The 15399-nt window shown below is 56.1% G+C and carries 16 protein-coding genes; 1 reads left to right on the top strand and 15 read right to left on the bottom strand.

Going from position 1 to position 15399, the window contains the following annotated elements; translation table 11 throughout:
• Positions 1-15 precede the first annotated feature (15 nt).
• The 11 genes from fliN to edd form a co-directional block, all read right to left on the bottom strand.
• Positions 16-300 carry a flagellar motor switch protein FliN gene (gene fliN, locus HKD24_RS11350; protein WP_407646371.1) on the bottom strand — a complete coding sequence of 95 codons (285 nt, stop codon included), beginning with the start codon at positions 298-300 and terminating at the stop codon, positions 16-18.
• 39 nt (positions 301-339) lie between these two features.
• Positions 340-990, bottom strand: coding sequence for a FliH/SctL family protein (locus HKD24_RS11355; protein ID WP_194260382.1), 651 nt, complete (start codon positions 988-990; stop codon positions 340-342).
• Positions 990-2036, bottom strand: coding sequence for a flagellar motor switch protein FliG (locus HKD24_RS11360; protein ID WP_228124350.1), 1047 nt, complete (start codon positions 2034-2036; stop codon positions 990-992). Before HKD24_RS11360 ends, HKD24_RS11355 begins: the two co-directional genes overlap by 1 nt.
• The gene (gene fliF / locus HKD24_RS11365; protein ID WP_194260383.1) at positions 2000-3679 is read right to left on the bottom strand and encodes a flagellar basal-body MS-ring/collar protein FliF; all 1680 of its coding nucleotides are present in this window, start codon (positions 3677-3679) and stop codon (positions 2000-2002) included. The genes HKD24_RS11360 and fliF overlap by 37 nt, the downstream gene beginning before the upstream one ends.
• Positions 3680-3854: 175 nt before the next feature.
• Positions 3855-4592: a flagellar hook assembly protein FlgD gene (locus HKD24_RS11370; protein WP_194260385.1), complete on the bottom strand. Its 738-nt coding sequence runs from the start codon at positions 4590-4592 to the stop codon at positions 3855-3857.
• 15 nt (positions 4593-4607) lie between these two features.
• On the bottom strand, positions 4608-5957 hold the full coding sequence (locus HKD24_RS11375; RefSeq protein WP_194260386.1) for a flagellar hook-length control protein FliK: 1350 nt from the start codon (positions 5955-5957) through the stop codon (positions 4608-4610).
• A 185-nt stretch (positions 5958-6142) separates the two neighbouring features.
• On the bottom strand, positions 6143-6493 hold the full coding sequence (locus tag HKD24_RS11380) for a hypothetical protein (protein WP_194260387.1): 351 nt from the start codon (positions 6491-6493) through the stop codon (positions 6143-6145).
• On the bottom strand, positions 6490-8067 hold the full coding sequence (gene purH / locus HKD24_RS11385; protein WP_194260388.1) for a bifunctional phosphoribosylaminoimidazolecarboxamide formyltransferase/IMP cyclohydrolase: 1578 nt from the start codon (positions 8065-8067) through the stop codon (positions 6490-6492). Before purH ends, HKD24_RS11380 begins: the two co-directional genes overlap by 4 nt.
• Entirely contained in the window at positions 8064-8627 is a 564-nt protein-coding gene (locus tag HKD24_RS11390) for a metal-dependent hydrolase (RefSeq protein ID WP_194260389.1), read from the bottom strand. Before HKD24_RS11390 ends, purH begins: the two co-directional genes overlap by 4 nt.
• A gap of 123 nt (positions 8628-8750) precedes the next feature.
• The gene (eda, locus tag HKD24_RS11395) at positions 8751-9374 is read right to left on the bottom strand and encodes a bifunctional 4-hydroxy-2-oxoglutarate aldolase/2-dehydro-3-deoxy-phosphogluconate aldolase (RefSeq protein WP_062447473.1); all 624 of its coding nucleotides are present in this window, start codon (positions 9372-9374) and stop codon (positions 8751-8753) included.
• A gap of 12 nt (positions 9375-9386) precedes the next feature.
• Complete coding sequence (edd, locus tag HKD24_RS11400; RefSeq protein WP_194260390.1) at positions 9387-11234, bottom strand: phosphogluconate dehydratase; 1848 nt, start codon at positions 11232-11234, stop codon at positions 9387-9389.
• 413 nt (positions 11235-11647) lie between these two features.
• Between edd and HKD24_RS11405 the strand changes: the two genes are divergently transcribed.
• Entirely contained in the window at positions 11648-12355 is a 708-nt protein-coding gene (locus HKD24_RS11405; protein WP_194260391.1) for a YfdX family protein, read from the top strand.
• Between the two features lie 84 nt (positions 12356-12439).
• Here the strand turns inward: HKD24_RS11405 and HKD24_RS11410 are convergent, their stop codons facing one another.
• From HKD24_RS11410 to aroQ, 4 genes are read right to left on the bottom strand one after another with little or no spacing between them, the layout of a single operon-like run.
• Positions 12440-13009 (bottom strand): NIPSNAP family protein, encoded by a 570-nt coding sequence (locus tag HKD24_RS11410; RefSeq protein WP_062457514.1) that lies wholly within the window; start codon positions 13007-13009, stop codon positions 12440-12442.
• A gap of 14 nt (positions 13010-13023) precedes the next feature.
• Complete coding sequence (accC, locus tag HKD24_RS11415; protein ID WP_194260392.1) at positions 13024-14376, bottom strand: acetyl-CoA carboxylase biotin carboxylase subunit; 1353 nt, start codon at positions 14374-14376, stop codon at positions 13024-13026.
• Positions 14376-14834, bottom strand: a complete 459-nt coding sequence (locus tag HKD24_RS11420) for an acetyl-CoA carboxylase biotin carboxyl carrier protein (RefSeq protein WP_194260393.1) — start codon at positions 14832-14834, stop codon at positions 14376-14378. Before HKD24_RS11420 ends, accC begins: the two co-directional genes overlap by 1 nt.
• Positions 14831-15280, bottom strand: coding sequence for a type II 3-dehydroquinate dehydratase (gene aroQ, locus HKD24_RS11425; RefSeq protein WP_041112562.1), 450 nt, complete (start codon positions 15278-15280; stop codon positions 14831-14833). The genes HKD24_RS11420 and aroQ overlap by 4 nt, the downstream gene beginning before the upstream one ends.
• Positions 15281-15399: the final 119 nt, after the last annotated feature.

Raw genomic sequence — 15399 nt, forward strand, 5'->3', positions numbered from 1 at the left:
GTGAGAAATTTTTACTTATTTTTCTGATTTTATAATCTCAGTCATAGTTACACCAAGCCGAGTTTCATCGACCATAACAACTTCTCCCCTTGCTATCAGTCTATTATTTACAAGTATATCAATTGAATCCCCAATTTTTCGATCCAATTCAACTACTGCTCCGCGCCCCAGACGCAACAATTGGTTTATTGGCATTGTCGTGCGCCCAAGGACGGCACTTACAGTAACGGGAATATCATAAATGGCCTCCAAATCATTAGTGCCCAATGTTTTTTCAGATGGGAAATCTTCCTTTTCCATACTGAAGTCCTCTTTATCCTGACCAAGCATTTTTCTCTCCTACCCAGTGACCGGTTCTTCGCAAATAATTGAAATTACTTCTTGCACGACCTTAGATGCATTTCGCGACAATTGGCCCGTGTCCCAAGCAATCATGAAATCTCCACCTTTCAGACTTTCATCCAGTTCAACCTTCAGCTTTTGTTCAGTTTCTTCCGGAAAATACTTTTTTATCTTTTCAAAAAATTCTTTAGAACAAGTTAATTTTATGTAGCTAATTTTTTCCAGAGAAGGGATAATTGACTCAATAATTTTCTCAGAATTATCTTCCCCATACCGCTCCAAAACATTTGGAATAATATTTAAAATAGAATTTAATATTACAGTTGATATCTCTTTAAAAATCTTATTTTTACATTCTTCTATTTTATTCTCTACATCAAATATCATAGGTAATGTGTTTTCTTTAAATTCGTTCTCTATTTTTGATTTTTCTTTATCGAAAACTTCTTTTTCTAAGCGCCTCCCATCCTGAAGCCCTTTATCATAATATTCTTGCAAAATTTCTTCAGACGGCTGGATACTTACCGGGGTATCCAGAACGGTTGGAATATCTTCAATTTTCTCTAACTTATCTTCAGGAGATGCATCGAAATCTTCGACATAAAGTAAATTAGGAAAATCTCTCTCCCTGACAGTCTCTTTATTCATCAGACTATCATCTCATTACCAGGTTGCTCTTGATCAATAAGATCAATTTCTCCTCGGTCGACCAGATCTTTTGCAATAAGTAGAATTTCATTTTGAGCTGCATCGACGTCCTTCACGCGCACCGGACCCAGATCTCCGATCTCGTCCATAAGAATGCGCCCGGCACGTTCCGACATAGAGGCGAAAAAGGCCTGCCTAAGTTTGTCGCTTGCTCCTTTAAGTGCCAATGGCAGACTCTCACGAGGAATCTGGTTCAATAGAGTTATCAGGCCTTCAGCAGAAAGATTAACGAGTTCTTCGAATGTAAACATAAGACTCTTAATCTGCTCCGCATCATCCTGACTACGCTCTTCCAAGGCAGTCATAAATCGACCTTCCAAGTGCCGGTCGAAATTGTTGAATATGTCAGCCAGTACTTCATGACTATTTCGGTTTATGCCCCGAGGAAGGTTGGAGACGAATTCTGATCTCAGTGTCTTTTCAACACTTTGAAGGACATTTTTCTGTATGGTTTCAGTCTTCAGCATTCGTAGCATAATATCTAACGAAAACTCTTCCGGGAAAAGCGCCAGAACTTTTGCAGCATGAGAAGGTTTAATTCTACTCAGGATAACCGCTACTGTTTGCGGATATTCATTCCTCAAGTAATTTGCCAGAACAGTTTCCGAGACGTTTCCCAGTTTATCCCACATCGTACGTCCGGCAGGACCGCGGATTTCTTCCATGATTGCCGCAGCACGATTAGCAGGCAGCGCGTTCTTCAGTAGTTTTTCCGTACTCTCCAAGTCGCCGATCACGCCCTCAGCAGATCCCAGTCCTTGGCTGAATTCGTGGCATACCTTTTCAACAATATTGGAAGAAACAATTCCAAGTTGAGCCATAGAAGAGGAGATTTCCCTGATCTCTTCTTCATGCATCTGCTCAAACAGACGGGAGCAATTTTCCTCTCCAAGCGCCATCATCAAAATGGCTGCTTTCTGAACGCCTGAAATATTTTTTTCCATATCCATTATCTCGCTGCTCCTTCCTGAGAAGGCATCAACCATCCCCTGACCAAGGCAATACTTTCAGAGGGATGGGTTTCCACAAGATCTACAACCTTTTGTACGGAAGAAGCTCTGATCCGACCCTGTACACCATTAACAGAGACAGTCTCTTCCTCCGAAGACTGAGCATTGACATACGGCGCCTCAAGCAGAGGTGTTTTCTGTCTGTCAGCCTGATTGTCCGACAAGTAACCAGACGATGGCGTAGCGAGGCTAGCCGCCTGATCGCCTGAGCTTGAAGCTGGGAAGCTAAGCAGGCCAGGAACACTCCGATCTCCCGGTGGCTTCAGAAGTGGTCTCACAACAAAAAACAGAACCATTCCCAGACAGGTTACGAACAGACCAAATCTTACGGCTTCCATCTGGTTCGAGTGAGTGAGGAATTTGCCCCAACCGGAAGCTGTCGGTCGCATCTCTGTATCTATGTCACTAAATTTCATGGACATGACTGTCACTACGTCACCACGACCTTGATCGAAACCAACAGCACTTTTTGTCAGTGCCGTCAGTCGGTTAAGTTCTTCCTGAGTCCGTGGCTGCCAGGAAAAATGACCTTTTCCATCTGGCTGGCTGACGCCATCGACCATTACAGCCATACTGATACGGGCAATGCGCGGCTGGTCCTGAATCAGGGTGCGAACTGTCTTCCCGATTTCATAGTTGTTTGTCTGCTCCTGCCGGTTGCTCTGACTTCCATTTTGCTGCTGGCCGGCGTTCGCATTCGGAAGGTTATTTGATACCGTTGTATTTGTAGTACCTTGGGTATTGATGTTTTTTTCTGTTTTAGTCTGTTGCGAGCGAAGAACCTGCTGGTCCGGATCATAGTTTTCCTGAGTCTCACGAATCTGATCATTATTCATCGTCACATTCGCCTCAACGCGTATGTGTCCCGGACCTAATGACGAACCCAGTAGATCCTCAACTTCACGAGCAATACGCTGTTCAATCAACTGGCGCTGCTCTTCGGGAGATTGACCTCCGTTGGCTGCACCTTGCCCCTGTTTCAGAAGGACGTGTCCACGATTATCGATTAGAGAGATGTTGTGTGCATCAAGCCCGGGAACCGCAGCAGAAACGAGGTTCACAACTGCAGAGATACTCTCTTCATCAAGGCGGCGTCCTCCATCCATCGAGAGAAGCACACTTGCCTGAGCGTTCTGCTCATCGGTTGAAAAAAGTTCCCTGTGACGCAGGACAAGGTGAACCCGTGCATTTCGCACGCCATGGATCAGGCGAATTGAACGTTCGAGTTCGCCTTCAAGAGCCCGCGTTTCGTTAATCGTCTGCTCGAACTGCGTCGCTGTAAAGCTGTTCCCCTTATCGAAGATTTCATAACCAACGGAGCCGCCTGAAGGCAGTCCGGTTTTGGCCAGAAGCAACCGGGCACGGGCAACGTCGTCCTCAGGCACCATGATGGTACTACCCTGATCTTGGAGACGATACTTGATGTGGGCTTTTGACAGCTGGTCTACAATTTCTCCAGCTTCGTGAGCCTCCAGGTCGCGATACAGCAATCCGTTGGTTGCGTTGACGCCATGCAGAACAAGAACTCCGAGCAGGATCAGCATGGCAGCTCCGACGCTGCCCAGCGCAGCCAGGCGCGGAAGCCCCAGTTGCTTGAGGTTTGTTAGCAGCGCTTTCACCGTTTGCTCTCTTCCTGTCTGTTCAATGAGCTGTCGTCATTACGACTTGCCTCAGCAAAGCCTCCCTGCCCTGGCCACATGCTTACTTACCCCTAAAAACCGTACTGTCGATAATCCTCATTGTCGGACAGAAAGGTTAACGCGCGGCTAACAACACCATTATCGCGGCTCGGAATCAGGTGCCTGAAAAGCCCGTCAGATTGCTCATATCAATCGTTGCATTGCCCATGTCGACGTTCACACCAGACGCACTCTTAGAGACACCAGTGACCAGTCCTGTTACCGTTGTCGGAAGAGCGACACTGGTGCCGTCAGTGGAACTTCCTTCCACCGCGACAGTATAGGCGCCATCGGTCAGCTGAGTTCCGCTGTTATTCGTGCCATCCCACTGCCAGGTATTTGTCCCTGCCGATGCATTTACTGTTTCGGATTTTACGACATTGCCGCTGCTGTCAGTGACAGCGATTGCGACGTCTCCAGCCTGCGGCGCGGTGAAGGACATGGAGGCCGAGCCGCTCTGCAGCGGCAGGCTGGAACTGCTGGCGGTTGTTGTCTTGCCGATTAAGCTGACTGCCGAAGCCATCTGATTATCCTGTGTCGCAGAAATCAGGTTGGTCAGGTTGCTGTTGGTTTCCACCTGCTGTTGAACACCGGCAAACTGAGCCAGTTCGGCGGTAAAGGAGTCGGTACTTGTCGGATTGCTGGGATCCTGATGCTGCAACTGTGTCGTGAGCAGAGTGAGGAACTGGTTGAAGTTTCCGCCCAGAGACGACAGGGATGTACTGGAACTGCTTGAAGACGTCGATGTGCTGGAGGAAGCAGATGCCGCGTTCGTAGCCGCATTGCTTTTAGCCGCAGTAATTGCCTGGCTCAGAAGAGACGTGCCCGACGTTGTGCCAACGGAAGAGACCATGGTTCCAATCCTATATTAGACGGTAAGATCAACGACGCCGCGCAGGACGCGACGTTCATCTGTAGTGCGGGCGCTGACTGACGAAGCATTCCGCGACGAGCCTGACTGCTGGCTATTGCCATCCTGCCGGTCGCCGCCTGACGACATGTCAGGAAACGATGGTGTTGAAAGACTGATCTGGATATCAGCCGAAACGGCGCTCTGCAGATCAGTCACGGAAGTCGAATTCTGGGCCAAGGTCGCAAGCAGGGATGCACGATCATCTTTAAGGGACTGATAGACTTCGGGATTATCGGTGTTGATATGGATCCGGTGTTCCTTTGTTGCGGTTTCACCGATTTCCACATGCACCTTTTCATGGTTCCCGATATTCATTTCGATATAGGTCGTTGACGTGCCATCAGTAGTTTTCTGATAGAGCAGAGGCTGTTGCTCATCGTGACGAGAAACATGCTCTTCATCATTTGCCGCTTCCGCTACATTCTCCGCATGAGTGGCAGATCGTGTATCTTTCGCTGAGTCAGCAGGACTATTCTCGTCAGGGACAGTCTCCGTATGCGCCGATAGAGTTTTCTCTGCCGCGATCAATGGCTCCGGTGTGTCTGTGGCAGCTGTAATTGCATGATTTTCCGAGCCTGCTTCAGGCGACTTGTCATCCTGAACAGATGTCGGCTCTGCACTGGCAACCGAAGAACTGAGAGGGCTGTCAACGGACGGTTCGCTGGATGATATGCCCTCAGAGGACGCTACCTGCAGATGTTCCTGGGGAGCAGAAGTCTCCTGCCGGGTAGAAGCGACATTAGACTTTCTCTGATCAGAAGCGTTTGAAGACGCCTCGGAGAAATCGGACGTATTCGCTGACAGCGTGGCTTCCTTTGTTACCGTCCGGGTTTCACCTGCCTGCGATTTTCCTGTGGTCTCCGCTCCCTTTTGTTGCAGTCCCGGCTGGGAGATTGTCTTCGAACTGGTTTCGTTTGTCTGCCCTGCGCTTGAAGCGGGGGCGCTCTTTTGAGCCACCGCCGATGATGTAGTCTTGGCGCTGACAGGCTGTTTTTCTGACACATTACGGAACTTGGGTGTAGAATCTGTAGATTCCTGTGCAACAGGCTTTGCAGACTGGACTGCTGACTGTGCTTTGGACGACGGGTTCGCAGAATCGCTATGGGATGCCGAAATTTTCGCCGTAGACGAACTGCTCGCTGTTGTCTTCTGGGCAACTTCAGCATGAGCACGCGCCTGCTCATGCTCATAGCTTTTCAAAAGATCCTGGAAGCGCTCATTCGACGCCAGTTGCGTCTGGGGTGAGATTTCACCGCGAGCCAGCCCAGCCGTTGATACAGCTGCGGATGTCGTGACATGTGACAAGAAATGCGCCTCCGGCCCCGCAGAGAATGGGAAATCCGAGCTTTTCTTGGCACAAAAATTGTAAAGAAAGCGTTTAGCTACTCAGCCAGATCAGGACACAGAAAAAGCTGACAAAAGGTTTTTCTATGTCCTGATGAACTTAGTTATCCGGCCGCATAACGGTCGTGGCAACCGTCTGGATGGTCTCAGGGATGGATCGCATCATAGGCCGGAGAGCCTGCGAACGGTCCCCGCGGGATTGTCGGGGCGCTCGGGCAGACGGGAGGATTCCCTTCCAGAGCCAGAGCCTGCACCGTATGCGTCGTGGTCGAAACCAGTCCTCTGACGGCCAATTTCTGGTTCAGCCGGACGACTGCCAGAAACTCGTCTGGAAGAATGACGGTCGTGCCATCGCGCAGCTTTACACCCGTGGGTGTAATACCGGAGACGATCCCCTGCACTACGGGAAGTGGTGACATATCATAGGTGCAGGGTGCAGCTTCGGCTGCGGAGACGGACAGCGCCAGGACCAGGCTGGCGAAAGCGAGCTTTTTCAATGTCGGAAATGCCTCATGCCGGTGAATACCATGGCGATCCCGGCAGCATCTGCCGCGTCGATCACCTCCTGATCGCGAATGGAACCGCCCGGCTGAATCACAGCCACGGCTCCTGCTGCGATGACGCTCTCGAGACCGTCGGCAAAGGGGAAGAACGCATCCGAAGCGGCAACCGAACCAACCGTTAGCGGTTCGTGCTCACCGGCTTCCTTCGCAGCGTCTTCGCTTTTACGTGCCGCGATCCGTGCACTGTCCACACGCGACATCTGTCCGGCGCCAATGCCGACGGTGGCACCGTTGCGAACGTAGATGACAGCGTTGGATTTCACGTGTTTTGCAACACGGAAGGCGAACAGCAGGTCCTTCATCTCTTTGGCCGTTGGCGCGCGTTTGGTCACGACCTTGAGATCAGCTTCCGTCACACGACCTGCATCGCGGCTCTGCGCCAGAAAACCGCCCGCAACGGAGCGGAATGCCAGCCCCTCGGCTGTCGGGTCCGGCATGCCTTCCGTCAGCAGAAGACGCAGGTTCTTCTTGCGGGACAGGAGTTCGATCGCGTCCGGATCGGCGTCAGGAGCAACGATCACTTCGGTAAAGATCTTGCTGATTCTCTGCGCCGTTGCGCCATTCAGCGTGCGGTTGAGCGCCACGATGCCACCGAAAGCCGAGACCGGATCGCAGCGCAGGGCCGCAATCCAGGCCTGCTCCAGCGTCGCAGCCGACGCTACGCCACATGGATTGGCATGCTTAACGATCACGACCGTTGGGTCATCGAACTCGGCAACCGCTTCGAACGCTGCATCCGTGTCATTGATGTTGTTGTAGCTCAGCGCCTTGCCCTGAAGCTGGCGGGCTGTCGCCACACCCGGGCGTTGGCTTCCGTCGCGATAGAAAGCCGCCTTCTGATGCGGGTTTTCACCATAGCGCAGCAGATCATCGCGGGTGCCGCTCAGGGTCAGGACGGGCGGAAGGATCTCACCGGCCTGTTTGGCGAACCAGCGTGAAATCATGCTGTCGTAAGCGGCGGTATGAGCATAGGCGCAGGCCGCATAATTGCGACGCTCGGCCAGACCCGTTCCCCCCTGCTCCAGCGATGCAATGACGGCCGCATACTGCTGGGGGTCTGTCAGGATTGCCACATGATCGAAATTCTTGGCCGCGGCGCGGATCATGGCCGGACCACCGATATCGATGTTCTCGATGCAATCCTCGTCGCCAGCGCCCGATGCCACTGTTGCGGCAAACGGGTAGAGGTTCACACAGACCAGATCAATCGGCGCAATATCATGCTCGGCCATCTGCGCGACATGGGCGGGAAGATCGCGACGCCCCAAGATGCCGCCATGGACCTGCGGGACGAGGGTCTTGACCCGGCCATCCAGAATTTCCGGGAAACCGGTATGTTCGGAGACATCCTTGACTGTCAGACCCGCTTCACGAAGGGCTTTGGCGGACCCTCCCGTCGAAAGCAGTTCCGCACCGTGGGCGGCAAGCGCACGCCCCAGTTCGATCAGTCCCGTCTTGTCAGAAACGGAGAGAAGGGCGCGACGGACGGGGAGTCGGGTCTCAGTCATGATGAGAATGAAATATCCTTCAAAACATGTCCGCGCAACCGCGAGTGATGCGCAGAAGGAGGAACATGACCCGGAAGGGGGCCATTTCCGGAAAATCCTGCCCAGCCCAGCAGGCAGAGGATGGGCACAAGAAGCATGATTTCCCCGATCCCGCCAGTCCGGACATAGGGCCAGAGCGAGAGTCGCGAGCGACTGAGGGGGGCCAGCAACTGGCAGCCGCCTGTCGGGAGGTCCACGGCAATATGAGTCGCGGCGCCCAGCAGGAGCGCGCCCCAGGGGCCATGCAGGCTTTCAGGCCCCATCAGGCCATTGATGATGGCGGCAGCCACCAGCAGCATCACCCCGGAATGGGTCAGGCCGCGATGGCCAAAGGCCTTTGCCAGAAAACGGGAGAGAAATTTGAGCCGGCTGCCGAGCATGGAACGCTCGGTATCGAGATCTGGCAGAAGGCTGCCCAGCAAGCCCGTACAGATAGAAAAAGGTTCAGGCGACAGTACATGCCAGCGCATGGCGCATAACACGGCAAAGCCGCCGATCAGCAGATGGGAACGTCCAGTCACGCGCCCTTATGATCCGGTTCAGCACGTCCCGCAAACCATTTGTTCACAAAACGTTCACGGATGCCGCAACATAATGCGGACATCCGTGCGATGCTTTGCCGGATCAGGCCACAGGCCGCGCGTTCAGACCTGCAACAGGGCCGCCACCGTTGCGCGCTGGCGGATCTTGTCCGCATCGAATGCACCGGCCGTCACCCAGGAACCGCCGACACAGGCCACGGACGGAAGCGCCAGCCAGTCCGGGGCGCTCTCTTCCGTAATGCCACCTGTGGGGCAGAAGCGGACATTGCTGCCGAACACGCTGGCGAGACTCTTGAGCGCGGGAATGCCGCCATTCGTCACGGCCGGGAAGAACTTGAAGCGCGAGAGGCCCAGATCAAGACCGCGCATGATGTCACCCGCATTGGCAACGCCCGGCAGGAACGGAACATCATGCTCGACGGAGGCCTTTGCCAGCGCCTCGGTCAGGCCCGGACTGACGATGAAGCGGGCGCCGGCCTTCACGGCGCGGTCCATATCGGACGGGTTCAGCACCGTCCCGGCACCAACGAGCGCACCGGAGACCTTCGACATTTCCTGAATGGCTTCAAGGGCGCAGGGTGTGCGCAGTGTGACTTCCAGCGTGGACAGCCCACCGGCGACCAGTGCCTCGGCCATCGGACGGGCCTGCGCCACGTCGTGGACCACCAGAACCGGCATGACCGGGCAGCGGCCCATGACGGCATCGAGTTTGGCAGTGTCGATCATCAGAAATCTTCCTTAGTGAATGTCATCGCCGACGGCTTCGATCACGCGATCCATCTGTGCCAGCATCGCGGACCCACCAGCCTCGGCCGGATCATGCACCGAACGCATCAGCGCGAACAGCTCCCGCCCCGTTCCCAGAGCCGGGAGCGGCGGTTGAACCGGCTTGCGGCTGTTCCACTCGGCGGCATCCACCAGAGCCTCGATCTGTCCCGTGACGGCGCAGACACGGATCATGTCGCCGTCCCGCACGCGGGCGATCGGACCGCCAACCTGCGATTCGGGGCCAACATGAATGGCGGCCGGCACCTTGCCGCTCGCACCGGACATGCGTCCATCCGTGAGCAGAGCCACCTTGAAGCCGCGATCCTGAAGGACACCCAGCGTCGGGGTCAGCTTGTGAAGCTCCGGCATGCCATTGGCTTCCGGCCCCTGGAACCGGACGACCACGACAACATCACGCTCAAGCTCACCGTTCTGATAGGCCGTGATGACATCATGCTGATCCTGGAAAACCCGTGCGGGCGCTTCCACCGTCAGATGCTCGGCCGCAATGGCGCTGCTCTTGTAGATCGCGCGGCCCAGATTGCCCGTCATCAGGCGCATGCCACCATCCGGACGGAAAGGCGTAGCAACATCGCGTAGAATGTCCGTATCGCTGGACGGCTTCGCATGGCTGTAGACGAGTTCGTCGCCTTCGAGCGAGGCACGGCGGGCATAATCGGAGAAACCGCCACGTGAGACCGTCAGGATGTCCTTGTGCAGCATACCGGCGCGCGTCAGTTCTGCGATCACGGTCGGCATGCCACCCACGCGGTTGAACGCATTCACGTCCTCGGAACCGCTCGGATAAACACGCGTGATCAGCGGCACTGCAGATGACAGGCGGCTGATGTCTTCCCAGTCGATCAGGATACCGGCGGCACGGGCGATGGCCGGAAGATGGATCGAATGATTGGTTGAACCACCCGTCGCCAGCAATCCGACTGCCGCGTTCACGATGGCCTTTTCGTCCACGCAATGGGCGAGCGGACGAACATCTTCACCGTTCAGGCCGATTTCGGCCAGACGATGGATGCCCGAGCGCGTCATGGCCTGACGCAGCTTCGTGTTGGGGTTGATGAAGGCCGAGTCCGGCATCATCAGCCCCATGATCTCAACCATCATCTGGTTCGTATTGGCCGTGCCATAGAACGTACAGGTGCCCGGGCTGTGATAGGAGGCGTTTTCCGCTTTCATCAGTTCATCCTGCCCGACCTTGCCCTGCACATAGAGCTGGCGGATGCGCTGCTTTTCCTTGTTTGGAAGACCGGACGGCATCGGGCCTGCCGGGATCAGCATGGCCGGAAGATGACCGAAGCGCAGGGCGCCCATCAGAAGGCCCGGTACGATCTTGTCACAGATGCCCAGCAGCGCCACGCCTTCGAACATGCCGTGGCTCAGCCCGACCGCCGTGGACATGGCGATCACATCACGGGAGAACAGGGAGAGCTCCATGCCCTCCTGCCCCTGGGTCACACCGTCACACATGGCTGGCGCGCCGCCCGCGACCTGAGCCGTCGCACCGACTTCACGGGCAAACAGCTTGATCTGCTCAGGGTAGCGACCATAAGGCTGATGCGCCGAGAGCATGTCGTTATAGGTCGTGATGACGCCGATATTGGTCCCGGTGGGACGCATCAGGTCCGGCTTGTCGGGGCTGGAAGCCGCGATGGCATGCGCCAGATTGCCGCAGGCCAGCTTGGGCCGGAGCACACCCTTGGCGCGGTTGCGCTCCATCAGGGCGAGATACCGGCGACGGGAGACTTTCGAACGCTCGATGATACGGGCAGTCACGCTCTCGACGACGGAATTCAGAGACATCTGGAAATACTCTCTACTCGGCTGATGCCTGCAATGCGTTCAGGAAAGGCCGACTTTCCGGCGCAAGGCACGGTATCGTGATTGAGGCACCGTTCATACGGAATGCCCTTCCGCAGGGCAAGCCACCCGCCAAATGAAAACCCCGATATCACCATTTTTATTTCAAGGCATGACGCTGTTTGGTTTCTAAGTTCCAAAAATAACATTATCAGCGCAATAATACGAATTAGATGTGTTAATAGCCGTTTTCCGAAATCCCGCTCCTTTCCTGCACAGGGCGCAGCACAGGCTTGAATGCGTGCCGCAAAAGAAGCCAGACAGTCGGACAGTCACTAAATGATCGGTAATTTGCCCGATCCGTCCCTATGAAATATCCATACGAGTCAGAACCGAATATTCACGGAGTCAATATCATGAAATTCATTCCCGCCATGGCTGCGATTTCAGCCCTTCTCTGCGCAACACCTCTGGCCGGTGCCGCTTCACTTCACTCACATTGGGAGCAGTTCAAGGCACACCGGGCTTTTCACCATCTTTCTGCTGATGGACAGCGCGCTTTCCAGGACATCATGAGCGCCCGCGACATCCTTCAGTCGGGGGGCAAGCCCGAAGCCGCCATCCCGGCGCTTTATGACGCCCAGAAGCGTCTTGCTGCTGCCGAAAAGGCCGACAAGAAGTTTCAGGCGGCCGAGAGCGATCTGCACCCTGCCCCGCAGCATCCCGTTGCGGCAAACCATCAGCCTGTCACGGGTCAGACCGACTGGCTTCCGGTTGGCGGTGAGTTCATCGTGAATGAAACCCTCGCACCCGAAAAGAAGACGGCTGTTGCCTCGGCCAATGCTCAGCTGAAATCCGGCAATACAGATCAGGCCGCCGAGACGATGAAGGTCGTTGGTGAAGATACGGACTTCATCCTGGCGCTCGCTCCCATCACGCCGGTTCAGGGTGCGGTCTATCGTGCGACCGTATTCACGGAAGGCCATCACCCGCAGGAAGCTGTTGATGCGCTGAACCAGGCTCTGGATTCGGTTATCTTCGTGTCCGAAAACGCCGTTGAATCACAGGCCCCGGCCACCGCGGCTCCGGCTCCGGCTCCGGCTCCGGCAGCTGCCACGAAGTAATCTTCAAAGGCCCTGCCCTCAGATAAAAAAAGCGCTGCAGGTCTGACCTGCAGCGCTTTTTTTGTACCTGTCTTTCAGGATATCTCAGCTCCAGGCGGAGCCCTGTGCCGGAAGCAGGATCGCATTTTCCATGGCAACCAGACCGCCACCGATCTTCGGCGGCCACACACCGCTGGCCACGGCCTGCGCCCGGATCTCCAGACGGGCATTCATGTCTGCATACGGCCAGATATGCGCCAGCCTGGGCGTTCCCTCGATCGAAATCATCCCGCAAAGCAGCGGGGACAGTTCCAGGCGTGCCGGAACCGCAGCGGCAAAAGCCTCTTCCACGTTCCCGACCTGTCCAAGCTTCAGATCGTAGCAGCGCCATTCATAGAGGCTGCCGTGCTCCCCGGCCGGAAGCAGCGGGGAAATGACGCGCCAGCTTGTCACCTCGACATTCTGCACAGGTTCTTCCGGAATAGCTGCAAGCACATCCGGACGCCCTTCCAGAAGGGCGTCATATGTGTCTGCCGTCCGGAAGAGGACAACCCGGTTCAGGACACCGATTTCACTCACCCAGACGGCGAGCCCGTCACGGCCAGTGAGGGCAGAAACCACCTGCGGCATCTGTCCGATGCGGACATCGAGAACGATGGTTTCTGCGTAACTCATGGGCTGTCTCCGGTTTATTTCCCTGCCTGCTGGGCAGCGACAAAGTTTTCCAGCCAGTGGATCGTATAATCCCCCTTCTGGAAAGACGGGTTCGCCAGAATCTTCTGATGCAGCGGGATGACCGTCTTCACACCGTCAACCACGCATTCGTCCAGGGCACGCTGCATGCGGGCAATAGCTTCGGCGCGGGTCGGGGCGTGAACGATCAGCTTGGCGATCATGCTGTCGTAATAAGGCGGGATGCGATAGCCAGCGTAAATGGCGCTGTCCATGCGGACACCCAGCCCACCCGGAGCATGGAACACCTTGATCGTGCCGGGGCTTGGCATGAAGGTTTCCGGATCTTCGGCGTTGATACGGCACTCGATCGCATGGCCGGACATCTTGACGTCAGCCTGCGTGTAACCGAGCGGCTCACCAGATGCGATGCGGATCTGCTCGCGCACGAGATCCACATTGCAGACCATCTCCGTCACCGGATGCTCGACCTGAAGACGCGTGTTCATCTCGATGAAGCAAAACTGACCGTCCTGATACAGGAACTCGAGCGTCCCGGCATTGCGATAGCCCATACGCGAGAGGGCCTCGGTCGCAGTGCGGCCGATTTCCTCACGCTCGGCATCCGTCAGGGCCGGCGAACCGGCTTCTTCCAGAAGCTTCTGGTGACGGCGTTGCAGCGAGCAGTCACGCTCACCGAAATGCACAACATTACCATGCGCATCGCCAAGGATCTGAAGCTCGATGTGACGCGGGCGGTTGAGATACTTCTCGAGATAGACCTCGTCATTGCCGAAGGCCGCACGGGCTTCGGCACGGGCCACCGACCAGGCTTCCTCGATGTCGTCCGGTGTCATTGCGACCTTCATGCCGCGTCCACCGCCACCGGCGGCAGCCTTGATCAGGACCGGATAACCGACCTTCTCGGCCACTTCGCAGGCGGCCTGCAGATCCGGCAGGGCGCCGTCAGAGCCCGGAACCAGCGGTACACCGAGCGCGCGCATGGTCGTCTTGGCCGTGATCTTGTCGCCCATCGTGCGGATGTGCTCGGCCGTCGGACCGATGAACGCGAGGCCGTGTTCTTCCACGGTCTCGGCGAATTCGGCGTTTTCCGACAGGAAGCCATAGCCCGGATGAATGGCATCCGCGCCCGTGATCGTTGCAGCCGAGAGAATGGCAGCCACGTTCAGATAGGAGTCGCGGGCGCTCGGCGGACCGATGCAGACGGCTTCATCGGCAAGACGCACATGCATTGCATCGGCGTCGGCCGTCGAATGCACGGCAACGGTTTTGATGCCCATCTCGCGGCAGGCGCGCTGGATACGCAGCGCGATCTCGCCCCGGTTGGCAATGAGGACCTTGGAAATCATTACTCGATGATCGCCAGGGCTTCGCCGAACTCGACCGGCTGACCGGACTCGACCAGGAACTTCGTCAGCGTACCGGCGCGGGGCGCCTTGATCTGGTTGAAGGTCTTCATGGCTTCGATCAGCATGATCGTCTGACCGGCAGCAACCGGCTGGCCTTCAACGGCGAATGGCGGGGATGCCGGATCTGGCGTGAGATACGCCACGCCGACCATCGGGCTCGGAACCATGCCCGGATGCTTGGCCGGATCTGCCGGAGCGGCGACGGCCACTGCAGCGGCCGGGGCAGCAGCAGGTGCCGCAGGCGCGGCGGCCGGAGCAGCAGCCTGGACCACACTGACATTGCGGGCCACGCGGATCCGGCTGTCAGCTTCGGAAATCTCGATTTCGGTCAGGCCGGTTTCGGTCAGAATATCGGCCAATGCCCGAATGGCATCCTTGTCCACGAGCATACGGCTCATCCTTCGTCTTCGATCATGTCGGTTATTGCCTGAAGCGCGTGCGCGTATCCCCTGACGCCGAGGCCACAGATCACGCCGATGGCGGCCTGCGAGACGTAGGTGTGATGACGGAACGGCTCCCTGCGATGGATATTGGAAATATGAACCTCAACCACGGGCAGCTCGACCGCCAGAAGCGCATCGAGCAGGGCAATCGAGGTATGTCCGTAAGCGGCAGGATTGATCACGATTCCGTCTGCACGGCCGCGACATTCCTGCACCCAGGACACAAGTTCACCCTCTCCGTTCGTCTGGCGGAAATCAATGGCGACATCAAGCCGTTCGGCAGCCTGAATACACACCTGCTCAACATCGTCGAGCGTGGCGTGACCATAGATTCCGGGCTGGCGAAGACCCAGCATATTGAGATTCGGACCGTTAAGAACGGTGATCAGAGGGCGTTTCATCTGGCCGCGCGATAGCACTTTCGGAGCTATCATGAAAGCGTCATTGCCCTATTGCTGCCGTCTTCAGGGCGTCCAAAAGGGGACAGGGCCGCATTTTTGTGCTATCCGGCAGGAACTGA

Origin of the sequence: Gluconobacter vitians, from assembly GCF_015244565.1 — a bacterium.
GTDB classification, from domain to species: domain Bacteria; phylum Pseudomonadota; class Alphaproteobacteria; order Acetobacterales; family Acetobacteraceae; genus Gluconobacter; species Gluconobacter vitians.

Bases quoted from the DNA above. Each gene is read 5' to 3' on its own strand.
- fliN (WP_407646371.1), bottom strand. From the start codon at position 300: ATGGAAAAGGAAGATTTCCCATCTGAAAAAACATTGGGCACTAATGAT.
- HKD24_RS11355 (WP_194260382.1), bottom strand. From the start codon at position 990: ATGAATAAAGAGACTGTCAGGGAGAGAGATTTTCCTAATTTACTTTAT.
- HKD24_RS11360 (WP_228124350.1), bottom strand. From the start codon at position 2,036: ATGGTTGATGCCTTCTCAGGAAGGAGCAGCGAGATAATGGATATGGAA.
- HKD24_RS11370 (WP_194260385.1), bottom strand. From the start codon at position 4,592: ATGGTCTCTTCCGTTGGCACAACGTCGGGCACGTCTCTTCTGAGCCAG.
- purH (WP_194260388.1), bottom strand. From the start codon at position 8,067: ATGACTGAGACCCGACTCCCCGTCCGTCGCGCCCTTCTCTCCGTTTCT.
- eda (WP_062447473.1), bottom strand. From the start codon at position 9,374: ATGATCGACACTGCCAAACTCGATGCCGTCATGGGCCGCTGCCCGGTC.
- edd (WP_194260390.1), bottom strand. From the start codon at position 11,234: ATGTCTCTGAATTCCGTCGTCGAGAGCGTGACTGCCCGTATCATCGAG.
- HKD24_RS11405 (WP_194260391.1), top strand. From the start codon at position 11,648: ATGAAATTCATTCCCGCCATGGCTGCGATTTCAGCCCTTCTCTGCGCA.
- HKD24_RS11410 (WP_062457514.1), bottom strand. From the start codon at position 13,009: ATGAGTTACGCAGAAACCATCGTTCTCGATGTCCGCATCGGACAGATG.
- accC (WP_194260392.1), bottom strand. From the start codon at position 14,376: ATGATTTCCAAGGTCCTCATTGCCAACCGGGGCGAGATCGCGCTGCGT.
- HKD24_RS11420 (WP_194260393.1), bottom strand. From the start codon at position 14,834: ATGAGCCGTATGCTCGTGGACAAGGATGCCATTCGGGCATTGGCCGAT.
- aroQ (WP_041112562.1), bottom strand. From the start codon at position 15,280: ATGAAACGCCCTCTGATCACCGTTCTTAACGGTCCGAATCTCAATATG.